25 protein-coding genes and 2 pseudogenes are annotated in these 21,765 nt (G+C 43.2%); 8 read left to right on the plus strand and 19 right to left on the minus strand.

The features are described 5' to 3' along the window. Positions 1–53: 53 nt before the first annotated feature. From MKP07_RS02350 to MKP07_RS41985, 9 genes and pseudogenes are all read right to left on the minus strand, one after another. Entirely contained in the window at positions 54–539 is a 486-nt protein-coding gene (locus MKP07_RS02350; protein ID WP_240844829.1) for an RNA polymerase sigma factor, read from the minus strand. 117 nt (positions 540–656) lie between these two features. After that, the gene (rodA, locus tag MKP07_RS02355) at positions 657–1,085 is read right to left on the minus strand and encodes a rod shape-determining protein RodA (RefSeq protein WP_317235930.1); all 429 of its coding nucleotides are present in this window, start codon (positions 1,083–1,085) and stop codon (positions 657–659) included. An 11-nt stretch (positions 1,086–1,096) separates the two neighbouring features. After that, entirely contained in the window at positions 1,097–1,450 is a 354-nt protein-coding gene (locus tag MKP07_RS02360; RefSeq protein ID WP_240844830.1) for a hypothetical protein, read from the minus strand. Between the two features lie 13 nt (positions 1,451–1,463). Then, complete coding sequence (locus tag MKP07_RS02365; RefSeq protein ID WP_240844831.1) at positions 1,464–1,979, minus strand: FtsW/RodA/SpoVE family cell cycle protein; 516 nt, start codon at positions 1,977–1,979, stop codon at positions 1,464–1,466. Between the two features lie 35 nt (positions 1,980–2,014). Then, positions 2,015–2,773, minus strand: a complete 759-nt coding sequence (locus tag MKP07_RS02370; RefSeq protein ID WP_240844832.1) for a penicillin-binding transpeptidase domain-containing protein — start codon at positions 2,771–2,773, stop codon at positions 2,015–2,017. Beyond that, positions 2,764–4,140 (minus strand): penicillin-binding transpeptidase domain-containing protein, encoded by a 1,377-nt coding sequence (locus MKP07_RS02375; protein ID WP_240844833.1) that lies wholly within the window; start codon positions 4,138–4,140, stop codon positions 2,764–2,766. The genes MKP07_RS02370 and MKP07_RS02375 overlap by 10 nt, the downstream gene beginning before the upstream one ends. 332 nt (positions 4,141–4,472) lie before the next feature. Continuing rightward, a complete protein-coding gene (locus MKP07_RS02380; RefSeq protein WP_240844834.1) occupies positions 4,473–4,850 on the minus strand; it encodes a rod shape-determining protein MreD in 378 nt (125 codons plus the stop codon). A 151-nt stretch (positions 4,851–5,001) separates the two neighbouring features. Then, complete coding sequence (mreC, locus tag MKP07_RS02385) at positions 5,002–5,877, minus strand: rod shape-determining protein MreC (protein ID WP_240844835.1); 876 nt, start codon at positions 5,875–5,877, stop codon at positions 5,002–5,004. Positions 5,878–6,001: 124 nt separating this feature from the next. After that, a pseudogene (locus tag MKP07_RS41985) lies at positions 6,002–7,026 on the minus strand (rod shape-determining protein). A gap of 275 nt (positions 7,027–7,301) precedes the next feature. Here MKP07_RS41985 and MKP07_RS02400 point away from each other — a divergent pair. From MKP07_RS02400 to MKP07_RS02415, 4 genes are all read left to right on the plus strand, one after another. Beyond that, on the plus strand, positions 7,302–8,264 hold the full coding sequence (locus tag MKP07_RS02400; RefSeq protein ID WP_240844838.1) for a transketolase family protein: 963 nt from the start codon (positions 7,302–7,304) through the stop codon (positions 8,262–8,264). A gap of 98 nt (positions 8,265–8,362) precedes the next feature. Next, on the plus strand, positions 8,363–8,929 hold the full coding sequence (locus tag MKP07_RS02405; protein ID WP_240850617.1) for an RNA polymerase sigma factor: 567 nt from the start codon (positions 8,363–8,365) through the stop codon (positions 8,927–8,929). Positions 8,930–8,957: 28 nt separating this feature from the next. Further along, positions 8,958–9,476 (plus strand): hypothetical protein, encoded by a 519-nt coding sequence (locus MKP07_RS02410; RefSeq protein WP_240844839.1) that lies wholly within the window; start codon positions 8,958–8,960, stop codon positions 9,474–9,476. A 182-nt stretch (positions 9,477–9,658) separates the two neighbouring features. Then, positions 9,659–9,940 (plus strand): hypothetical protein, encoded by a 282-nt coding sequence (locus tag MKP07_RS02415; protein ID WP_240844840.1) that lies wholly within the window; start codon positions 9,659–9,661, stop codon positions 9,938–9,940. 257 nt (positions 9,941–10,197) lie between these two features. On the opposite strand, the gene MKP07_RS02420 is transcribed toward MKP07_RS02415, so the two are convergent. From MKP07_RS02420 to MKP07_RS43580, 4 genes and pseudogenes are all read right to left on the minus strand, one after another. Next, positions 10,198–10,791, minus strand: a complete 594-nt coding sequence (locus MKP07_RS02420) for an MBL fold metallo-hydrolase (protein ID WP_240844841.1) — start codon at positions 10,789–10,791, stop codon at positions 10,198–10,200. A gap of 38 nt (positions 10,792–10,829) precedes the next feature. Beyond that, a pseudogene (locus MKP07_RS43570) lies at positions 10,830–12,662 on the minus strand (methylmalonyl-CoA mutase family protein); the annotation flags it as partial. Between the two features lie 35 nt (positions 12,663–12,697). Then, complete coding sequence (locus MKP07_RS43575; RefSeq protein WP_240844843.1) at positions 12,698–13,426, minus strand: hypothetical protein; 729 nt, start codon at positions 13,424–13,426, stop codon at positions 12,698–12,700. Further along, on the minus strand, positions 13,423–14,160 hold the full coding sequence (locus MKP07_RS43580) for a cobalamin-dependent protein (RefSeq protein ID WP_240844844.1): 738 nt from the start codon (positions 14,158–14,160) through the stop codon (positions 13,423–13,425). Before MKP07_RS43580 ends, MKP07_RS43575 begins: the two co-directional genes overlap by 4 nt. A gap of 644 nt (positions 14,161–14,804) precedes the next feature. Here MKP07_RS43580 and MKP07_RS02440 point away from each other — a divergent pair. Further along, positions 14,805–15,092, plus strand: coding sequence for a hypothetical protein (locus MKP07_RS02440; protein ID WP_240844845.1), 288 nt, complete (start codon positions 14,805–14,807; stop codon positions 15,090–15,092). A 50-nt stretch (positions 15,093–15,142) separates the two neighbouring features. Here the strand turns inward: MKP07_RS02440 and MKP07_RS02445 are convergent, their stop codons facing one another. After that, entirely contained in the window at positions 15,143–17,575 is a 2,433-nt protein-coding gene (locus MKP07_RS02445) for a TonB-dependent receptor (RefSeq protein ID WP_240844846.1), read from the minus strand. A gap of 35 nt (positions 17,576–17,610) precedes the next feature. Here MKP07_RS02445 and MKP07_RS02450 point away from each other — a divergent pair, with 35 nt between their 5' ends. From MKP07_RS02450 to rpiA, 3 genes are all read left to right on the plus strand, one after another. Further along, the gene (locus MKP07_RS02450) at positions 17,611–17,760 is read left to right on the plus strand and encodes a hypothetical protein (RefSeq protein WP_240844847.1); all 150 of its coding nucleotides are present in this window, start codon (positions 17,611–17,613) and stop codon (positions 17,758–17,760) included. An 83-nt stretch (positions 17,761–17,843) separates the two neighbouring features. Continuing rightward, the gene (locus MKP07_RS02455) at positions 17,844–19,025 is read left to right on the plus strand and encodes an aspartate aminotransferase family protein (RefSeq protein ID WP_240844848.1); all 1,182 of its coding nucleotides are present in this window, start codon (positions 17,844–17,846) and stop codon (positions 19,023–19,025) included. Between the two features lie 37 nt (positions 19,026–19,062). After that, on the plus strand, positions 19,063–19,740 hold the full coding sequence (gene rpiA / locus MKP07_RS02460; RefSeq protein ID WP_240844849.1) for a ribose-5-phosphate isomerase RpiA: 678 nt from the start codon (positions 19,063–19,065) through the stop codon (positions 19,738–19,740). Positions 19,741–19,820: 80 nt separating this feature from the next. On the opposite strand, the gene MKP07_RS02465 is transcribed toward rpiA, so the two are convergent. From MKP07_RS02465 to MKP07_RS02485, 5 genes are all read right to left on the minus strand, one after another. Continuing rightward, the gene (locus MKP07_RS02465) at positions 19,821–20,012 is read right to left on the minus strand and encodes a hypothetical protein (protein ID WP_240844850.1); all 192 of its coding nucleotides are present in this window, start codon (positions 20,010–20,012) and stop codon (positions 19,821–19,823) included. A 20-nt stretch (positions 20,013–20,032) separates the two neighbouring features. Further along, positions 20,033–20,326, minus strand: a complete 294-nt coding sequence (locus MKP07_RS02470; RefSeq protein ID WP_240844851.1) for a hypothetical protein — start codon at positions 20,324–20,326, stop codon at positions 20,033–20,035. Between the two features lie 234 nt (positions 20,327–20,560). Then, complete coding sequence (locus tag MKP07_RS02475; RefSeq protein ID WP_240844852.1) at positions 20,561–20,878, minus strand: hypothetical protein; 318 nt, start codon at positions 20,876–20,878, stop codon at positions 20,561–20,563. A gap of 16 nt (positions 20,879–20,894) precedes the next feature. Next, on the minus strand, positions 20,895–21,170 hold the full coding sequence (locus MKP07_RS02480) for an RNA polymerase sigma factor (RefSeq protein ID WP_240844853.1): 276 nt from the start codon (positions 21,168–21,170) through the stop codon (positions 20,895–20,897). Between the two features lie 31 nt (positions 21,171–21,201). Next, positions 21,202–21,468, minus strand: a complete 267-nt coding sequence (locus MKP07_RS02485) for an RNA polymerase sigma factor (protein WP_240844854.1) — start codon at positions 21,466–21,468, stop codon at positions 21,202–21,204. Positions 21,469–21,765 lie beyond the last annotated feature (297 nt).

The following is a 21,765-nucleotide window of genomic DNA, read 5'->3' on the forward strand; positions in this document are numbered from 1 at the left end:
AAAAAACTCCTCGTAATTATGTTGATTAATTTGCATTGTTAACTTCTTTGTTGTTAAACCAGATTATTCACACTTACCAGGTAAGATTTTAACTGTAACCTGGAACGATGCAGGTATACTTTCACCTGCGATGCATTCAGCCCGGTAATTTCGCCAATTTCTTCATAGCTATACCCTTCATAATCTTTCAATAGAACTAAAGAGCGGTTTTGTTCTGACAGCCGGGATAAAGCCTGCTCTAATACAGCTTTTAAGTTATTACGCTTTTCTTCAACACCCTGGTCCAGGCTTTCAAATGACTCATGTAAATCCATCCTGCTGGTTTTCCGATAATGATCTACCATTTTGTTATAGGCCACTCTAAACAGGTAAGCTTTTGCCGTATCCAGGTTAATATCCGACCTGTTCTGCCACAACACTTCGTATGCATTCTGCACCATATCTTCTGCATCCGCCCTGTGCCGCATGGTTTTCAGCATAAAGCGATACAAAGCATCTGAATAATCCGTTACACAATCATTGTAGTCTTTCTCAGTCATAAAACAGCCAGAACCTTAATTATCAATTACTTTACGATCATTTAACTTCCGATTGCAGTACAAAAATTATTTAAATGCCCGCCCTCGTATCTATTATACGGGCAGGGAAATAAAAAGTTACAAAAAAATAAAAAAATTAACGAAGCACCATCTGGCGGTCAGCATCAGCCTGATGAGAATAAAAAGCATTACTGAAAAGGTGAGTAAAGAAGTACCTCCATAGCTTATGAGCGGTAATGGAATACCGATTACGGGAGCAAGACCGATAGTCATGCCCAGGTTAATAGCAATATGAAAGAAGAAAACGGAGGCCACACCGTAAGCATAACAACGGCTAAAAACACTTCTTTGCCGCTCCGCAATTGTTACAATTCTAAATAAAAGCAGCAGATAAAGGCCGAGCAAAACCACACTCCCGGCAAAACCAAAGCCTTCACCAATGGTGTCAAAAATAAAATCGGTGCGTTGTTCCGGCACAAAACCATACCTTGTTTGTGTTCCGCTTAAAAGCCCTTTACCTACTAATCCGCCACTGCCAATGGCTATTTTGGATTGCTTTACATTGTAATCGGCTGTATTTTTTGCTTACCGGTTTTGGCATCCACTTTCATTTCACCTTTAATATACTCTTCAGGTATATCTCTTCCGATGGTACTAAAAATACGTTCCACCTGGTGTTTTTCAAATACATGGGTGAATAAAAACGGCACCCCAAACCGCTGTACACCAATACAAAGCAGTCCGATCAATAAGATCTTAACTAAAACACTTTTATCTCTTTTTATCTGCCGCTGGTTTAGCAAAAGCACAATACCAATAATTACCGCCAATATAATCGCCAGCAGGTTTTTGTCTAGCAACAAAGTAGCAACTACCAGTGTTGCGGCTGCAAAACCAATTACAATATACATGGGTGGAAGCCCTTCACGGAACATTACCAGGAAAAAGCAAAAAACACCAGGGCCAGCCCTGTTTCTTTTGCAAAATGGTTAATACCGCAGGGGCCAGCGTTAGGCCGGCTGCAATCAATTGCGACTTCGGCCGGCTAAAGTCCATTTCGGGCAGCGAGAGGTATTTTGCCAAAGCCAATGCTACGGTTATTTTACAAAACTCTGCCGGCTGAAACTGGAAACCGCCGATACGGATAATTGATTCCGTACCTTTTACAGCAGAGTGGAAGGGAAATACGAGTAGCAACAGCAATATGCCCCCGGCATACCAGAGGTTAGCAGTCGCCGGAAAAAACTTACTATCGGTTAATAGAATAAACAACCCGAGAGCCATTGCTACACAGGCATAATAAAATTGCTTGCTGTAATCTGTTTTGTAGTTTAAAAAGCTCTGCAACACCGGATCGCCATCTTTATAGGTTACCGCAAAAATAGCCAGCAGGCCAATAGCCAGTAAAATAAGGTAAACAATGATTAGCACGTAATCCACCCCTTTTGATATCTCTGTTTTTCGCTGTGTCATGCTTATGCCGGATGTGTAGCTTTAGATTGTTTGGAATATTTTCTGGTATCTGTTAATATAGCCACCGCGGTTGCTATATTCTTTTTCCTCTGCTCTTCTTTTTTCTTTTCTTCTTCTAATTTTTTACGCTTAGCTGCACTGTCGGCTGTAGCCCTGTTGCGTCCACGGAATTTTAGAATCAGGCTGCTATCCTGGTAATCCTTTAACCACTGGTGAGCCCTGGCAGAGTCCGTCAAGTATTGCAACCTGGGTAAATAAGGTGGCATTAAGTTTACTTTAGCGGTTCTTTCTACATCTGCTTCACTTTTGGCATTTAATGTATCAAACAGGTATTTTTCCATCATCAGGCGTGCAATAGGACCTGCGGAGGACCCTCCATATCCACCGCTCTCCACTACCACAGCAACACATATTTTCGGGTCTTCTTTAGGGGCAAAACAAACAAACATCGCGTTATGCGGTAAATCCCATTTCTTGCCACCAATGATCCTTGAGTTTTGAGCGGTACCGGTTTTTGCACAAACATTAATTCCCTGAATTCTTACGTTACGGGCAGTACCATGCGTAACTACATCCTGCATACCATTGATGGTTGCGCTGAAAGCTGTATCTGAAATATGAGTAAGCGCATCATGCCGGGTGCGATATTTACTCATAAATACTGAGTCGGCGATGGTTTCATTTTCAAGACTATCCACAAAATGCGGTGTATAGTAATAACCCCGGTTAGCAATAATACACATGGCGTTAGCTAATTGCAAGGGGTGGCCAGCATTTTATCCTGCCCGATACCCAGTGTGAGGTTGGTACAGGAGTTCCAGGAGCCCCGGTATTCTTTATCATAAACAGCTACTGTAGGAATATTCCCCATATTTTCACTGGGCACATCTACACCGAGGCGAACACCCAAACCAAACAAGTTCATATAATCTTCCCAAACCTCGTATCCCTTTTTAGCATTTCCGTATTTACGGTTGTCCACTACTTTTCTATATACATCTACAAAATAGGAGTTACAGGAGTTAGCGATTGCAGCTCTCAGGTTAGCAGCGTGTCCTCCTCCGGCATGAGTACAAGCCGGCTTCCCCGCACCGCAGGCAAAATAACGTCCGCCACAAGGATAACCAAACGCAGGTGTTATAACGCCTTCATCCAAAGCAACCAAGCCACCAAGGGGCTTAAAGGTTGAGCCGGGAGGATAACGTCCCTGTATCCCCCTGTTTAAAAGAGGTGATGCCACATCCAGGTTCATCTTCTGATAATTCTTTCTGAACTCGGGTCCCGTAAGGTCATTGGGATTAAATGTAGGTCCTGAAGCCATTGCCAGGATACCTCCAGTTTTAGGATCGATGGCTACAGCGGCACCTACTTTATTACTGATCAGTTTTTCGGCAAGCGCCTGTAATTCTACATCAATATGCGTTTTCAGTCCGCGGCCGGCCACGGCCATTGTATCAAACTCGCCGTTCTCGTAGTGCCCAACCAGTCGGTTCTTATTATCCTTTATCATGTACTCAATACCCCGCTGTCCCATCAGCACTTTTTCATAAGTATATTCCAACCCGTTTTTCCCACGATAGTCACCCATGCGGTAAAAACCACCAGAGCGTTCTATATCACGCTGATCGGCTTCACTGATATATCCTAAAATATGTGCTCCCACATTAAACGGGTAAGATCTCACAGGTCGGGCTACCAGGTTAAAGCCAGAAAACCGCCAGCCATTCTCTTCAAACCGGGCCTGCATTTCCGGGGTCAATAACGACATGAATATGGAAGGCCTCACCCGTGTATTCTTAACCACTGCATCCACAATTTTTTGCCGGAACTCAGCAGTATCAATATTCATCAGGCTGCAAAAGGCTGAGGTGTCGATATTCTTTACTTCGGCAGGTGTAACCATCAGATCGAACATAATAATATTGTTCAAAATGGGCTTTCCCTTGCGATCGAAAATAATACCTCTCTCAGGGTAAACTATTTTTTGGAAAACAGCATTATTCATGGCCAATTCGTGATACTTCCTGCCAAAAATCTGCAGGTTCACCAATTGAGCTAGTATAACGATGAAGACGGCCAGGAAAATGGCGCGTATGATATAACTCCTTGACTGATTGAATACGGACATGTAAAAGGGAAAACTTTAGCAGGATAACAATAATAGATGCAAAAGTACATACAGAGCTGCGTTGCTTTAACTATTTCTACCTAAAAATTTAATAATACTTTGCAGCTCCCGATACACTCAGTTATCACCGGGCCAACCTCGATCTATGCTTGAAGGTATAAAAGGTTCTAACCAGGCAAACATGTTATTGGAAAGCATAAATGACCACTAATGAATGCTCTATTTCCATACAGCTCGTTAGTATATCACGGAGGTTTAGGAAAACTACAGGTCAACTCCATGAACGAAGCTGTAGCCAAGGCCATCAAACAACAAATTGTATAAGAGGTAAACTAGGCTGTATTCGACCTGAACTTTAGCTTGCGTGGAAAGATCAGTTCGGCTATGATGATCATTAGCATGCTGATGGCAGTTGTTATAATCACTTTCATCAAAAAATGAAGGATAGAGCCAAATGACAGCCACTCCAGGAACAGCAGGTAAAAGTTGTGGCAAAAAGCAAGGATCAACGCATATAATAAATAAGCGTTCCATCCCATAGCTTTGGGAGAAGGTTCTTTATAGCTAAACTCTGTCGCGTCTTTAGGCGCAAAAAGATTAATAATAAAAGGGCGTAGAAAAGCGATCAGCACGCTGGCAGCTGCATGTAGTCCCGGCGTCATGGTGTAATAATCTACACTGATCCCTAATAAAAAACCGAGTATCAGCACCCATCCTTTTTCATATAGAAAGGGAGCCATAAGATAAAAAGAAAATAAATATAAGGAGTGATCAGCTGGTGCAGGTGCGGCATTATGTTTAACACATATACCTGCAAAAAAACAAACAATATAAAGCGAATGGTATTTCTTACTAGATCACTCATTTATTCCCTCCTTTCTTATCAACCATATCATGCGTTGCTTTATCTAATTGCTCCAACTCATTGTAATGAATATTCTCCACCACAAAAACCTGCTGAAGGCTGGTTAAATTAGCTGCTGGCTGTACTTTTAAAATAAAGAAGTTACTGGATTTATCGATCAGCACTTTGGAAACAATGCCCACCATACGGCCGGGAGGATAGCTCCGCGAATAAGTTCCTGTTAAAATAGTATCCCCTCTTCGTACCGAATCGGTTTTAGGAATATTGTTCAGCGTCAGCTCCTGCGGCGACTTCCCATCCCAGCTCAACATACCGGCGCTGCCGGTTCTCTTGAGCTGTACACTGAATTTATTCACTACATTCAGCAGGCTCATTACCTCACTAAAGTTCTTACCGGTATTGATCACTTTCCCAACCAATCCGCCATTGGAACTAAACACGCCCATATCATCACCTACGCCTGTGCTGCTTCCCCGGTTGATCTGAAGATAATTTTTATCGCTGGCCGAAGTGCTGTATACTACCTGTGCACTTCTCCACGCATAGTGACGATTACTGCCCAAAGTATCTCTGTAGGTTGAATCGCGCATCACCGTTGTTCCCGAATCTGCTACCACGAAATTCGCGTTCAATAAATTCATCAGGGAGTCATTCAGCAGGTGCACCCGCCTGTTTTCTTCCTGCATGGTAAAAAAATCTTCTAGTGAATTATACTTGCCGTTAAAATAGGAAGTAATCCCTCCGGCAAAGCCAAGGCCTTTCGCCCGGTGCGATCTGTTATAAGTAAACAGAAAGTACAATGCAATGATCTGCAGTACCAGGAACAGGATAAAAACTGAGTAACGCCGGATGAATAAAAAGATATTGCGCATGGCTCCTTTGGATGTTGAAAAGTTAACAGGTTGATCAATTGATAAGGAAGATAATTAAGTGCATCCGCATATAAACCTGCTCATACTTATTTAACCTGTAAACTTATAACCTATCAACCCACAATTATCTCATTACAAATGGATACCTGTCATAGTTCTGCAACGCAATACCCGTGCCTCTTACTACACTTTTCAGCGGATCATCGGCTATATGTACAGGCAGCTTAATCTTCTGGCTTAATCTTTTATCCAAACCTCTTAACAAGGCGCCACCACCTGTAAGGTATAAGCCACGGCGATAAATATCACTGGCCAGCTCGGGAGGTGTTTGCTCAAGCGCTTTTAATATTGCTTCTTCGATTTTAAAAATACTTTTATCCAGGGCTTCGGCTACTTCCTGGTAGCTTACCATAATCTGTTTAGGGATACCGGTTACCAGGTCACGCCCGTTTACAGGAATATCATCAGGTGGGTTGTCCAGGTCTTTCATAGCAGCACCAATCTGTATCTTGATCTGCTCAGCAGTACGCTCCCCTATTAAAAGGCTATGGTACCTTCTTAAGGCTTCCATAATGTCGGCTGTAAATTCATCACCGCAATACGTATACTCTGGTCGCAAACAATACCTGCTAATGCAATAACCGTAATACCTGTAGTTCCACCACCGATATCAATGATCATGTTACCAACCGGTTCCTCCACATCAATACCAATACCTAAGGCAGCAGCCATCGGCTCATGAATCAGGTATACTTCTTTGGCGCCCGCCTGCTCTGCACTGTCTCTAACCGCGCGCTTTTCTACTTCCGTAATCGAAGAAGGGATACAGATCATCATTCTCCAGCTGGGTGGGAACAATGGTTTTTTAGGATACACCAGCTTTATCAGCTCGCGTATCATTAATTCGGCCGCATTAAAATCTGCAATCACACCATCTTTTAATGGTCTAACCGTTCTGATGCTTTCATGCGTTTTTTCGTGCATCATCAATGCACGTTTACCAACCGCCAATACCTCCTTCGGGTTATTGCGGTTAAGTGCTACAATACTTGGCTCATTTACAGCCACTTCATCGTTATGTATAATGAGGGTATTTGCGGTACCCAAATCCATTGCTATTTCCTGAGTAAACCAGTTGAAAAGTCCCATTCTGCTATATATTCAAAATTGTGTTGGCAAAGGTGAAGTAATTTCCCGAAAGTAACAAAGCAAATGAACAAAACGCTTTATTTTTCGGCATTTGCACATTATTAACAGAATTTTTAATCTGAAGTTTAACGGCTTCATTTCTGCATTAAAAGTGCGACCAAATACTAACCCCATAACAGCCCATTCCCACGCTTTCCAGCTTTATCTGTTGTTAACCCAAAGGAATGGTTTTTTTCAGTACGTTTGCCGGATAACTAAAGTTAAAACCAAAAGAAATGGCTTTAAAAGACATTCAATCAACAGGAAGTAAAGATACCCGTAGCGGCTTCGGCGATGGTATAGTAGAAGCAGCGCGTAAAAACGAAAATATTGTAGCCCTCACCGCCGATTTGTTAGGCTCGATGAAACTGAACCAGTTTGTTAAAGAGTTTCCCGAAAGATTTGTGCAGTGTGGTATTGGCGAAGCCAATATGATCGGGGTTGCTTCAGGATTATCCATCGGAGGAAAAATTCCTTTTACTACCACTTTTGCTAACTTCAGTACAGGCCGGGTATACGATCAGATCCGTCAATCTGTTGCTTACAGCGGCAAGAACGTAAAGATCTGCGCTTCTCACGCCGGTGTTACCCTGGGAGAAGATGGCGCTACCCACCAGATCCTGGAAGATATTGGTTTGATGAAAATGTTACCTGGTATGACGGTAGTGGTACCTTGCGATTATACACAAACAAAAGCAGCTACGCAGGCTGTTGCAGAATACGAAGGACCTGTTTATCTGCGTTTTGGTCGTCCAAGCTGGCCTATTTTCACCAAAGAAGAAGATTTCAAGATCGGTAAAGCACAATATTTCTCTGAAGGTACTGATGTAACTATTTTCGCCTGCGGTCACCTGGTATGGAATGCCATACAGGCAGGAGCTGAGTTAGAAGAAAAAGGTATTAGCGTAGAAGTGATCAATATACACACGATCAAGCCTTTAGATGAAGAAGCCGTGATCAATTCTCTTAAAAAGACGAAATGTGCGGTTACCGCAGAAGAGCATAACATTATTGGCGGATTAGGGGATGCTATTGCACAGTGCGCTGCTAAAAACTTCCCTGTACCTATTGAATATGTGGGTACTAAAGATACTTTTGGCGAAAGCGGAACACCTAAGGAGTTGCTGAAAAAATATGGCATGGACATTCCAGACATTGTTGCTGCTGCCGAAAAGGTTATGGCAAGAAAAAATGCTTAATATTTGTGATCGAATTATAGTAGCAAACCCGCGCCATGTCGCGGGTTTCTTTTTTAGTTTAAACCTTTCCCTATCTTGAAAGTCTTATCAACTCATTGATGGAGCGCTCCTTTCTTTCTGATGACGAACTTTTATTGCTGTTTCGTGACCCGGTTACGAAACAGAAGGCATTTTCCCAGGTTATCGACAAATACAAGGAGAAGCTCTATTGGCACATACGCAGGATGGTTTTAATACATGAGGATGCGGATGACGTACTGCAAAATGTATTCATAAAAATGTGGAAAGGGCTGGATCAGTTCCGGGAGGAAAGTAAACTCTACAGCTGGCTATACCGGATAGCTTCCAACGAAAGCATCACCCATCTCAACCGGATAAAAAAACAGAAACAGGTTGAAACGGACGAAGAAGCATATAGTTTCCTGGAAGAGAAAGTAAAAGCGGACTCTTATTTCGATGCGTCAAAGGTTGAATGGAAACTACAATTGGCTATTCAAGCCCTTCCCGAACAACAGAAGTTGGTTTTTAACCTGCGTTATTTTGACGACATGCCCTACCAGGAAATGAGCGAGGTACTAGGTGTAAGCGTAGGAGCCTTGAAGGCCAGTTATCACCACGCTGCGAAAAAAGTGCAGGATTACCTGGTAAATGAATTAAACTTTTAATACCCTTGCGGGTCTATTTTAGTAAGAGATGAATGAGCACAATGACATATTAAAGGCATTGCGGCAGCAAATGAAAGAACATGATCAACATGATGGACCATTTCATGTTCCGGAGGATTATTTTCCTGAACTTGAGAACAAAATTCTTGCAACAGTTTCGGACGAAGCCGCCGCTGACCCAATGATATTTACCAATGAGGGTAAAAGGCAAACGTTTACTGTGCCCGATGGTTATTTTGACGATCTCGGGCAAAACATTCTCAAAAAAACCACATCACCTGCGTCTGTCAGGAGGCTATTCACCTCCAAATGGCAACAGATTGCAGCAGCAACCATTACCGGGCTGATCGTTTTAAGCGGCATTTATTACCGGGAATCGTCTGACTCGCGTCCAATTGCCATTCAAAATCAACCCAACAGTACCCCAGCAATCCGTAATATCAGCGTTAATGAGCTGACCGATTTTGTGGAGGATGCCGCTACCGGCAATATTAAAGGCAACGATAAAAAAATTCCGTTGACATTAATCAACTTTTTCAACAAGTAAGCAGCCAGGATTTAGAAAGTTTTTTAAACGAAACTGCCGCTAACCATACTGAATTATTTTAGATAGCTATGATCCAATACCGTCAAATATTACTTGTTTTTGCGGCACTTTTAGTGTGTTGCACCAGCATATGCGCTCAGCAAAAACCTCCCTCAAAAGTTGATGATGTATTCTTTGAATATGTGTCAAAAACGCTAGAACTAAAGCCTTCAGACGCAGCACAGATGCGACCTCTGGTTAAAAAATACCTTAATGAAAGAAAGAAGGTTTATGGCCGGTTTTCCGACCCGCTGGAGCGGGAACAGGAGATTCTAAACATCAAAATAAACTCCCGGAAAGAGATGGCCTCCATCATTGGCATACAAAAGGCCAATGCCTTTTTTCAAGCGAACAGAACTTTCGCCGTAAGATACGCGAAGAGCTTAAAGAGCGTGATAAGGAACGGAAGAAAAATTAATGTTTAAACTTTTTTTCAATAAATTTTTTTGTCTGATAGTATTTCCTATTTTTGCAACTGGTGTTTTTCATAGGTTAGCAACGGCCAGCTCTTTTAGGGCAGGCCTTTTTTTATCTGCTACTTTTTCATTCTCCAAAACGTTTTACCGGTGTTTGAATGTCATGATAAAACAAAAACTGCCAATCACCCCCTTCCTGCAACCATTTTTCCCGCAATTGCATAGCTTTTTTCCATCATAGTCATACTTGGCTGCAAACCTTGTTTTCATCTGTGAAAGCTGGGGGCATCGTCGGCGCCAAAGAAAATCGTCTCTCCGCCCTCATTCAGCCAAATTACGCGGTGAAATTTCGAATGGGCGCCGGTAACCTCGTAACTGATTCCATCGGCAATAAAGCCCGTTTCAGCCTCCGTGAGCACCAGGTTATCGGACTGCTGTAGTAACTCCAGCAAATCAGTATTGTATGAGGCTGAACCTATTTCCAGGGCATAATCCAGCTCCTGTTGCTGAATATGGTAAGTGGCATTTTCAAAAGCAAGCTGCCTCGTATAAGGATTGATCAGTCCGCCTGCATGGTCTTTATGTAAATGACTCATAATAACCTGGGTAACATCAGTAGCGTTAATGCCATTGTCGCGCAGATTTTTATATAATTGAAACTGGCCGTCATCGTCGATAAGCCCAAGACCTGTATCCAATAATATGATATCGTCAGCGGTTATTACTACAAAAGGCTGAATTTCCACTAAAAGGCTGCCTCTGTTGCGGTCCGCCATTTCGTCTTCACTTAACTTAAAGGGAATAAATTTCTTTGAGGCATCTACGGTGAATGCGCCTTCCGATAAAGGTATAATTTTCATAGAAGCAAAAGTAGCTGTTATTACGAGGAGAAAAATGGCTACATATTCCTCCTATACTGCCCTCCAACCTCATATAAAGCATGTGTAATTTTTCCCAGCGAACAAAATTTCACACAGTCCATCAATTCCGCAAAAAGGTTACCATTCTGAAGCGCCACTTGCTTAAGTTTTTGTATTGCTTTCGCGCCTTCCTGTTGATTTCTTTTTTAAAAGCCTCCAGGTTGGCAATCTGCAGTTCCTTTTCCTCCGTTGTGCTCCTGATCACTTCCTGCGGCAGGATCGTTGGGCTTCCTTTCTTACTTAAAAAGTATTGACCCCCACCAGCGGTAACTCCCCATTGCTTTTCTGCATTTCATAATGCATGCTTTCTTCCTGTATCTTATTGCGCTGATACATTCTTTCCATCGCTCTAATACGCCGCCTCTTTCGCTGATGCGCTCAAATTCGGTCAGCACAGCAGTTTCAACCAAATCAGTTAGTTCTTCCAGGGCAAAACTTCCCTGCAAAAAGTTTTCTGATTTAGCGCTACCCAATTCACGGTTAATGATCAGCTGTATGGCCATAGCTCTTCTCACACTCTCTTCAGTGGGCGTAGTAATCGCCTCATCATAAGCATTCGTATGCAAAGAATTACAGTTATCATATATAGCGTATAGAGCCTGTAAAGTGGTACGGATATCATTAAAGTCAATCTCCTGAGCGTGCAAACTTCTACCCGATGTTTGTATATGATATTTTAATTTTTGTGAGCGCTCGTTAGCCCCATACTTCTGCTTCATTGCTTTGGCCCATATACGCCGTGCTACCCGGCCTATCACACTATATTCAGGATCCATGCCATTACTAAAAAAGAAAGAAAGGTTAGGCGCAAAATCATCTATATGCATACCCCGGCTTAAATAATATTCTACATAAGTAAAACCATTGGCCAGCGTAAAAGCCAGTTGGGTGATAGGATTAGCTCCTGCTTCCGCAATATGATAGCCACTGATGCTGACGCTATAAAAATTCCGCACCTGGTTATTAATAAAATACTCCTGCACATCGCCCATCAGTTTCAGCGCAAATTCTGTAGAAAAAATGCAGGTATTCTGCGCCTGGTCTTCTTTCAAAATATCTGCCTGCACCGTTCCCCGCACCTGCTTTAAGGTTTCCGCTTTTATATTCTCATAAACATCAGCAGGCAACACTTCATCTCCACGTAAACCTAGTAGCTTTAACCCAAGACCGCTGTTACCTTTTGGAAGATCACCGGCATAAACCGGTTGACCATTCTCCTTAAACTTCTCCTGTAGCCGGCTATTCACTATTGACCATTGACTATTTTTCTCCAACCACTTCTCACATTGCTGATCTATGGCCGCGTTTAAAAAGAAGGCCAGCAATATAGGCGCAGGACCATTAATCGTCATGGATACTGAAGTAGCCGCATCACAAAGATCAAAGCCACTGTATAATTTCTTGGCATCATCTACGGTTGCAATACTCACACCGCTATTACCCACTTTCCCAAATATATCTGCCCGATGCGCAGGGTCTTCACCGTATAAAGTAACACTATCAAAGGCAGTGCTCAAACGTTTGGCCGGCTGATCGAGGCTTACATAATGAAAACGCTTATTGGTACGCTCGGGCCCACCCTCTCCTGCAAACATCCGGGTTGGGTCTTCACCCTGGCGTTTTAATTCAAATACACCTGCAGTAAACGGAAATTTACCGGGCAGGTTTTCCTGTAACTGCCATTTTAAAATATCACCCCAATCCTTATACTTCGGCAGCGCGATCTTTTTGATCTTCGAACCGCCTAAAGACCAACTGATCAAAGATTGCCGGATCACTTTATCCCGCACCTTATACTCGAAATAATCCTGGCTATAAGCCTTAATTATTTCCGGCCAATCATCTATTAGTTGCTTATTTCCCAGCTCCAGATTGGCCAACAGTTCCAGCTTTTTTCGTCAATAATTGCCTTTACATTCTCCAGCAATTGACCTGCGCCTTCGAGCTGGTATAATTGCGAAGCTATGGTCGATTGAGACACCACCCATTGATCATAGGCTTGTATTGCCTCTGTTACTTCGGAGAGATAGCGCACCTGCTTTGAGGGGATGATCTGCGTTTTCCCTGTACTATTACCCTCAGGCAGTTCAACAGTCCTGTTCCAGGCTATTCCGGTTTTCGACTGAATGGCTTTTACAATGCGATCGAATAATTCATTTACGCCTGCATCATTGAATTGTGAAGCTATTGTACCAACCACCGGGATATCCTCCTCTTTTGCAGTCCATAACTGGTGATTACGCCTGTATTGTTTTTTCACATCCTGCAAAGCATCCAGTGCGCCGGGCTTATCAAACTTATTGATACAGATCAGATCAGCATAATCCAGCATATTGATCTTCTCCAGTTGAGACGCGGCGCCGTATTCAGGCGTCATCACATATAAGCTCAGGTCGCAATAGTCCACAATAGAAGCATCGCTTTGTCCCACGCCTGCGCTTTCCAATATCACCAGGTCAAAGCCCGCCGCTTTACAAATGCTGATCGCCTCCCGGGCTGTCTTGCTTAAAGCAAGATGATCATTACGGGTGGCCATGGACCGCATATAGGCACGCGAGTGTGAAATGGCGTTCATACGGATACGGTCGCCCAGTAAAGCGCCACCCGTCTTTTTCTTGAGGGGTCAACCGATATAACTGCAATGGTCTGATCAGGAAACTGATGCAAAAAGCGACGTACTATTTCGTCTGTAACAGATGATTTACCTGCACCGCCGGTACCTGTAATACCAAGCACAACACCCTCCCTATTTTCTGAAACCGGAAAGCCTTCGACAGGCAAACCCAGCTCCGCATTGGTTATAGCCCTTGCTATACGGCGAACATCTCTGCTTTCGCCCAGAGGGGGTGTATCATTCCAGTTTTCAGCTGCTTTAAAATAATCAGTTTTACGTGCCCGACTCAGCAGGTCTTCGATCATACCCTCCAATCCCATTTGCCGGCCATCATCAGGCGAATAAATATGCTCGATACCATACTCATGCAATTCGTCGATCTCTACCGGTAAAATAGTACCACCACCGCCGCCGAATATTTTTATATGTCCACAACCAGCCTCCTGTAACATGTCAAACATGTATTTGAAGAACTCAATATGTCCGCCCTGGTAACTGGTTATAGCTATAGCATGTGCATCTTCTTCAATTGCACACTCCACTATTTCATGCACGCTCCGGTTATGCCCCAGGTGAATGATCTCCGCACCTTTACCTTGAAGAATACGGCGCATGATATTAATAGCGGCATCATGTCCGTCGAATAAAGAAGCGGCTGTAACAATTCGTATCGTTGTTGTTTGTGTTTCGTTCATATAGCGGGTACTGATCTTAACAAACTTACATGAAAATCAGCAACCGGGCTTCACCTCCATTGGGTGTATTTCAAATTTTCGCTAAAGTCATGCCGTCGAAGTGCAGCGCCTCGGAAATAGTAGAGATTTCCTCGGGCGGATGCATGAATCATTAATATATCGCTGCGATGCAGCTCTACCCCCTTTGTGATTATTGTTTTACTGATATATCGCAGCTATGCTGCTTTTATTATTGTGTGATCATTGCCGCATAGCGGCATCGTATTAATAGCTGCCATAATAATTCGTCAGCTATCTGAGCTGCGTAGCAGTGATATATTCTGTTTTAAACAAAGAGGAATTGATGCGATCGTTCTAGAGATTTCCCCGCAGGCTCAAAGGGATCTGCAAAAGGAACTATAGCATAAGCGAAAATTTGAAATGCACCCCCTCCACTTGACTAACCAGGAATCATCTTAGATAGAAAGTAAAAAAACATATCGGTATTTTTACAGCTAAATGCTTACTCACAAAAAACTAAAAATCGGGACCATTATTTTACATGGCTTGATACTTATTGGTGCGGACATGGAATAGCGCCTTTTTTTCTGCTTGAAATAGTCGGATTTTTAAATGCCAAAGAGACTAACACCAACTTTTCATTTTTGCCCGAAGAAAACCATTTTTTTGCCGTCGGACTGACTGCCATCCTGGGTAAGATAGTCATTATTATTTCCTTGTTTATTGTACAGAAAAACCGAAAACTACTATTTCACATATCAGGACTATGCCTGCTTTGGCTAAGCGTTATTTACTTTGGATATGATGCGGCTAATGACTCTTATGTACATATTGCCTGGGTCACCGTAGTCCCCTTTTTTATTTGTACTATTTTAACCTTTACAGGCAAGTACCTGAAAAAAGCATATCATTGGCTGGGAGAGAATTTATAGAGGCACAACAAAAGTCACTTTCTTTTGCTGCACGTCCAATCTTTTTAATTTTAAAACTTCAAGGTAATACTGGCCATTGCCGATCTCGGCATTTGAGGTGCCAATACGCCCTGCCCTGCAAAATACAGCTCATCCGTCAGGTTATCCAGTTTCAAGCCTAACCTGAAAGATTTGGTTTCATAGAACACCGTTGCATTGAGCAGTGTATAAGCCGGTATGGTGAAAACACCGGTTACCGCAGAATTCGCTGTTTCGAAATCGCCAATATAGTTACCGCCAAAACCAGCTCCCAGCCCTTTTAATCTACCACTGGGTATACCATAGCTGATCCAAAGATTAGCCAGGTCTGCCGGGCCTGCACTTGGAGGTCTTCTGCCCTGTGTAGCAGCTACCGCTGATTGAGTAAGCTTGCTGTTATTATGCGAATAACCTGCTACCATGTTCAAGCCGCTGAAAGGATTAGCGATCAACTCCAGCTCAAAGCCTTTGCTAAACTGCGTACCATCCTGTACCTTGATATTGTAATTAGCGCCATCCCTTACCAATTGTTCATCGCGTACCACATTGGTCACCTCAATTTCGTAATAGCTGGCAGTAAGGTTCAACCGGCCGCTAAACATATCCAGCTTCACACCTGTTTCCCACTGATTCGCCTGCTGCGGTTTTAAAACCCCTGAAATATCCGGTACAGGTTGGGTTACAGGAGCCACATTGGAGAAGCCATTCATATAATTGCCGAATACAGAAAGACGGTCCTTAATCACCTGGTATACCAGCCCTAGTTTGGGAGATAAAGCAGTTTGACCATATTTTGAATTAGCTAATACGGTGTCAGTTGCCAGGTCGTAAGTACCATTTCCTTCAAAGCGATCCAGCCTCAAGCTTACCATTGCCAAAAGATTATCCGTAATATTCAGCACATTTGATGCATAAGCGCTATAGATATTGGAACGTGTATTATTTCTTACGCCCCTGGCCGTGCTGGCAGCCAGCCTGGCATCAACAAGCGCCCTGTTTAGCTTTGAATAATTAGGGTCAGTCGGATTTAAGGCATTTACAAAATCTAAAACGATATAGGGAGAGTTATCATTTTTGATGCGCTGGTTTACATAGTCCAGTCCTACCAGTAACCTGTTACGCATCTTCCCTATCTTAAAATCACCCACAAAATTCTGCTGTATATCTAAATTGGCGTTCATGGTATTCTGGTAAGAGATATTTCTTTCCAGGCTATCATCGGTTGCTTTACGTATAAACTGGTACTGGTAGTATCCTTCAGACTGACGGGTATTGTTGGAGAGAATGGTTTGTGAAGTCCATTGACTGGATATCTGGTAATTAAAGATAGCCCTTAGATTAGCTGTTGGATTTTTCATAGAAAGATCGTTATTGGTATAAGATCTTTTGAAATTAAATCCTAATTCTTCAGGTGTATGAGCAACGAACGGCCTTGTACGATTTAAAAAAATAGCAGAAGGCGTGGTAAACTCCGATGTATACAACTCTGCATTCAGATTAATCCTCAGTCTTTCGTTTACCCGGTACTCCAAGGCAGGGGCCACAAAGAAAGATTTTCTGAAACCCGCATCCTGCCAGCTGTTCTGATTCTGGTAAGCAACATTCACCCTGCCCAATAAGTTTTTCTCTTTATTGATAGGACCGTACACATCGGCTGTAAGCCGGTTTAGATTAAAACTACCGTGTATAAAAGAAACTTCACCTCCGAAACTTTCCTGGGGCTTACGGGTAATAAGGTTGATAACGCCACCGTAGGTAGCCACCGCACCGCCATAAAGCGTAGCAGATGGACCGCGTAATACTTCAACTTTTTCAACATTAGCGGGATCAATTTCTCCGTTTGTTTGCGTAGGCACTCCATCAACCATGGATACTTCGGTTCTGAAACCACGAAGACTGTAATAAGTAGCTCCGTCTGAATTGATACCCCTATTTGCCGACACTTTAAAAATACCCGGTGCATTCTTTAGCAGGTTACTGAAATCGGTGGTAATCTGCTCTTTGATCAATTCTTTGGATATACTGCTGTAAGCCTGGGGATTTTCCAGGTTGCTCAGCGGCATTTTTGCTACCGTCTGGCTTTTCTTTACCAGGAATTTATTCTTACCGGCTGTTATAATTACCGTTTCCAGTTCAGCGCTATTGATCTGCAAAGTAAACACGGGCTTCGCTGTTTGAACCGAAGCTACACTCACCTCCTGCTCTTTGCTTTCGTAGCCCAATAACGTAACCTGTAATGTATAAACACCCGGCTTCAGTCTTGCAAATTCAAAACCACCTTCGTTATCTGTAGCGGTACCCTGCTTTGTATTTTTAATCACTACACTTACATTGGCGGCTGGCCGGTCGTCGGAAGTTTTAACCATACCTGCAATAGCTCCAAATTTTTCCTGGCCCAATACATTTAAGCAAAGCATAGTGCAGATAACAACTGCTAACACGCGGAATACCATCAATTTTTTCATTAATTTGGTTTTGTGGCCGCAAAAGTAGGTCTAGTATGAAGCAGGGAGTTTACGAGATGCGGAAAATTATCGATCTGAGAGCATCTATGCATTTTTACGCAGCCTCTTACCGCCAGGACGCAAGGGCGGCAGGTTCTGAACGAGAGCAGCGTTGTTGTTATTTAAAAGCCCTGGCGGTTAAATAGCCATCTATAATCTAAGATTATATTATAATAAGTAAAACTCACTGAATCGTAGAATTCTCTTCCCTTTCTTAACTTCGCCCCGCATGAATCAACGGGAACTATTTTTGCGCCATGTAGCGCAAACTTCTACAGCGCCACTGGCATTAGAAATCACGAAAGCAGAAGGCGCCATCTTGCGCGATGTAAATGATAAAGAATACATTGATCTTATCGGGGGCATTAGTGTGGCCAATGTAGGCCACAGGCATCCAAAGGTTATTAACGCTATACATCAGCAGCTGGATAGCTATATGCATATTATGGTGTATGGTGAATTTGTAGAAGCGCCACAGGTGCAATACGCTCATTATCTGGCGCAGCACTTACCCGAAAATCTGAACTCGGTTTATTTTACCAACTCAGGGGCCGAAGCGGTTGAAGGCGCCATGAAGCTAGCCAAACGGGCTACCAACCGTACCCAGATCATTGCCTGCGAAAATTCTTATCATGGATCTACCCAGGGCGCTTTGAGCATTATCGGCAGCGAATACTGGCGCAATGCCTACCGGCCGCTTTTACCAGGCATCCTGCATTTGCAGTATAACAGCCAGGAGCTCATTGATACTATCGATACGAATACAGCCTGTGTAATACTGGAAACTGTACAGGCGGAAGCAGGCATTATTGTGCCTGAAGCAAACTGGCTGCAAGCAGTACGGAAAAAATGTACCGAAACAGGAACCCTTTTAATATTGGACGAGATACAGGCAGGTTTTGGCAGAACGGGCAAACTTTGGGGATTTGAGCATTTTGGAGTAGTGCCGGATATTGTTCTGCTGGGAAAAGCATTAGGCGGTGGCATGCCCCTCGGTGCTTTTGTGGCAGATAAGGAATTAATGATGCAATTGGCAGACAACCCGGTGCTGGGGCATATCACTACTTTTGGCGGTCACCCGGTTTGCTGTGCTGCAGGACTGGCGGCCATGCAGGCATTGATTGATGAAGCTATGGCAGACGGCGCAACTCAAAAAGGCAACCTGTTCAAGTCGCTACTTCAGCATGAGCAAATAAAAGCGGTGCGTCATATAGGTTTATTAATGGCAGTGGAGTTTGATAGTTTTGAAACCAATAAAAAAGTGATCGATGCAATAATTGAAACCGGTGCGTTAACAGATTGGTTTTTGTTTGCATCAAACTGCCTGCGTATTTGTCCACCGTTAACGATCAGCGAAGCAGAAATACGGAAAGCCTGTACTATCATCATAGATGTGCTCAACAAAAATTAAGACATTATACCCAATCGCAATTACACAAAAGAATACAATGGATACCGCAAACAACGAAAAGAAAATGGCAGCGCTGGAAGCTGTAAAAGAAATTAAAGACGGCATGACAATAGGACTGGGCACCGGCTCTACGGCTTATTATGCCATACATGCTGTGGCAGAGCTGATCCGGCAGGGTATGACGCTCAAAACCGTTCCAACTTCCGAGCAAACCAAACAAATGTCTATAGAGTTAGGTATTCCTATGGTAGATATTAACAGCATTGATTCGATTGACGTGACGATCGATGGAGCTGATGAGTTCACCCAAAACCTCGAACTGATCAAAGGAGGAGGCGGCGCACTTTTAAGAGAGAAGATTGTGGCCTCTATCACTAAGAAACAGATCATCATCACTGACAGCTCCAAAATGGTACACCAGCTGGGAAAGTTTAAAGTACCGATTGAGGTGATCCCTATGGCCTGCAGCTATGTAATGCGGCAGTTAACCGCAATTGGCGGCATCGGGCTGGTACGTACAAAAGAAGGCAAGGACTATATCACCGACCAGGGTAACCTGATCATTGATGCCGACTTTGGATTGATTGAACACCCGGCGGTGTTAGATGAGCAGCTGAACAAAATTGTGGGCATAGTAGAACATGGTTTATTTATTGGCCTGGCTCATAAAGTTATTATGATCAGGGACGGCGAAACAATTACCTTTTCTGCATAGTAATGAATTATAAAAGGGCTGTACCGGCAAACGCCCTGTACAGCCCTTCTCTTTTTCGAACCGGGCACTAATCCCTGGTTTCACTTTTTTATGGCCGGCCGCTCACCGTCCTTATACCATTCTTCCCCATGCATCTGCTTACTACGATGTTCACTGCAAAACCTCCCGTTATGGCGCTTTGCAAAATATTTCTCTCCCGCAAATGCATAAAAACTTCCAAACGTTATTACGGCAGCCGTCAAACCGATCCAAATACTTTTTCTTCTGTTCATTGCTTGTTTTTTAAAGGTTATTAAATGGATTGAGTTGCAGCTGCTTTACGATCACGGCCTCCGCAACCATATTGAAAACGTTCTTTGAACTGGGCATACTCCTCATCCGTCATGTTTCTTACCTTGTCAGCAAAGCGGGTAAAACGCTCATGGCGCCTGCTTCCCGGCCCCCAGGACCCACGCCCGAACAAACGGAATAATAAGCCTACAATGAGTACCAATACAGCTACCCGCAACACGAAGAAGGGTATAAAAAATAAAGCGGCTCCAATAAGGACGCCTCCTATTATGGGTTTTACAATTGATCTGTTCATAACTATTTTTTTTAATTGTTTACCTATAGAATAACGTCCCTTGATCGTAAATTACTTTAGAAAAAACCGCTTTTGCTGCAGGTTTTGGCTTTTTGCCGGTGAAAGCACCTGTAATGCCGGTTAGCCATTATTGTAAATTATCACTTACGTTAAAAGAGCTTTTGCACTATTACCCCCAAATAAAAATGCGAAGAGAAAACTCCCTTCGCATTGCTACTATTTCGCTTTAATTATTTAAGAATGCATCCCGCATCGGCGCTTCCAGGCTTCCCTAAATTTTTGCCGCTCTTCCTCACCCATATTTCGATACTTGTCTCTCAGTTCACCCCGGGATCCGAATTTTTTACGACCGCCGCCACCAAATCCACTGAATAATATTTTACTCAGCACCAGTATACCCATCGCCTGCCAGTAATTCACCGGCCTTACAGGAAGTACATCGGGTAATACTGCATTCCAAAGCAGCATTACAATGGCGCTAAATAAAAAGACAGCCGCTGCGCCACAGAGTACCATCAGTATAACCGGCGGCCGCCCACATTTTCTTCTCATGCTCATAAAATATCTTTTATAAATTACTTAACTCGTTGTACAAATACTGCAATCGTTTACGCAAATGTTGTACCGCATAACGCTTACGGCTGATCACAGTCTTAATGCTTTCACCACTTTTATCGGCTATTTCCTGCAAGGTCATATCCTCCAGCTCATTCAACACAAAGGCTTCCCGCTGCGCTACCGGTAGCTCTTCCAGGGCCTCAAATAAAGACTCCCAAAAAAGCTCCTTAAAATCTTCGAGTTCGGGGTTATCATTAATAGCCAGTAAAATATCCTTAAAATACACATCGCCGTCCTCCCCTTCGTACTGGTAATCTTCAATAAGTTATCGGGCTTCTTTTTCTATACCTGTCGGTGATCTTATTGCGGGCCACGGCAAATAACCATCCGCTTACCTCTTCGATAGTTTGAGTGGTTGACGTATTGGTAAACTGGTACCATACATCCTGCAGAATATCTTCGGCATCGGCATCGGTATTTACCTTTCCGCGTATGAAGCCAAAAAGCCGCTTACTGTAATTTCTCACAGTATCCACAATATTCTGCTTTTTGTCTTCGGCCATTATCGCTATTCCGTCCGCCATTAAAATAGTAAACGGACGATGGAGGAAATTACTTTAAAAAATCTGAATTACGGTTTTAGAGACTGATTTTGAGTATACAAAAATCTGTTAACCCGGTTTAAGATGTAGAATGCCGGCGGATACCAGATGGTGAGCATGTTGAAATAACGCTGCAATTAAATGGTCAGTAAAGATACCAGCAACAGAATAGATGGCATTTTCCTTGCCTGCCGCCCGGTCAGGCGGGTGTCGCAATCAGTTTATCTACAGTGCTAAGGGCATCAATGGCTGCTACTAACAATAACATCCCTGCATCTT

This window comes from Paraniabella hibiscisoli (genome assembly GCF_022512515.1).
Lineage (GTDB): Bacteria > Bacteroidota > Bacteroidia > Chitinophagales > Chitinophagaceae > Niabella > Niabella hibiscisoli.

Excerpts from the sequence above, each read along its gene's own strand:
- MKP07_RS02405 (WP_240850617.1), top strand. The coding sequence starts at position 8,363 with ATGGAGCGCTCCTTTCTTTCTGATGACGAACTTTTATTGCTGTTTCGT.
- rpiA (WP_240844849.1), top strand. The coding sequence starts at position 19,063 with ATGGATACCGCAAACAACGAAAAGAAAATGGCAGCGCTGGAAGCTGTA.
- MKP07_RS02465 (WP_240844850.1), bottom strand. The coding sequence starts at position 20,012 with ATGAACAGAAGAAAAAGTATTTGGATCGGTTTGACGGCTGCCGTAATA.
- MKP07_RS02445 (WP_240844846.1), bottom strand. The coding sequence starts at position 17,575 with ATGAAAAAATTGATGGTATTCCGCGTGTTAGCAGTTGTTATCTGCACT.
- MKP07_RS02455 (WP_240844848.1), top strand. The coding sequence starts at position 17,844 with ATGAATCAACGGGAACTATTTTTGCGCCATGTAGCGCAAACTTCTACA.
- MKP07_RS43575 (WP_240844843.1), bottom strand. The coding sequence starts at position 13,426 with ATGAACGCCATTTCACACTCGCGTGCCTATATGCGGTCCATGGCCACC.
- MKP07_RS02485 (WP_240844854.1), bottom strand. The coding sequence starts at position 21,468 with ATGGCGGACGGAATAGCGATAATGGCCGAAGACAAAAAGCAGAATATT.
- MKP07_RS43580 (WP_240844844.1), bottom strand. The coding sequence starts at position 14,160 with ATGAACGAAACACAAACAACAACGATACGAATTGTTACAGCCGCTTCT.
- MKP07_RS02450 (WP_240844847.1), top strand. The coding sequence starts at position 17,611 with ATGAAGCAGGGAGTTTACGAGATGCGGAAAATTATCGATCTGAGAGCA.
- MKP07_RS02420 (WP_240844841.1), bottom strand. The coding sequence starts at position 10,791 with ATGAAAATTATACCTTTATCGGAAGGCGCATTCACCGTAGATGCCTCA.
- mreC (WP_240844835.1), bottom strand. The coding sequence starts at position 5,877 with ATGCGCAATATCTTTTTATTCATCCGGCGTTACTCAGTTTTTATCCTG.
- MKP07_RS02470 (WP_240844851.1), bottom strand. The coding sequence starts at position 20,326 with ATGAACAGATCAATTGTAAAACCCATAATAGGAGGCGTCCTTATTGGA.
- MKP07_RS02400 (WP_240844838.1), top strand. The coding sequence starts at position 7,302 with ATGGCTTTAAAAGACATTCAATCAACAGGAAGTAAAGATACCCGTAGC.
- MKP07_RS02360 (WP_240844830.1), bottom strand. The coding sequence starts at position 1,450 with ATGTATATTGTAATTGGTTTTGCAGCCGCAACACTGGTAGTTGCTACT.
- MKP07_RS02475 (WP_240844852.1), bottom strand. The coding sequence starts at position 20,878 with ATGAGAAGAAAATGTGGGCGGCCGCCGGTTATACTGATGGTACTCTGT.
- MKP07_RS02350 (WP_240844829.1), bottom strand. The coding sequence starts at position 539 with ATGACTGAGAAAGACTACAATGATTGTGTAACGGATTATTCAGATGCT.
- MKP07_RS02375 (WP_240844833.1), bottom strand. The coding sequence starts at position 4,140 with ATGTCCGTATTCAATCAGTCAAGGAGTTATATCATACGCGCCATTTTC.
- MKP07_RS02410 (WP_240844839.1), top strand. The coding sequence starts at position 8,958 with ATGAATGAGCACAATGACATATTAAAGGCATTGCGGCAGCAAATGAAA.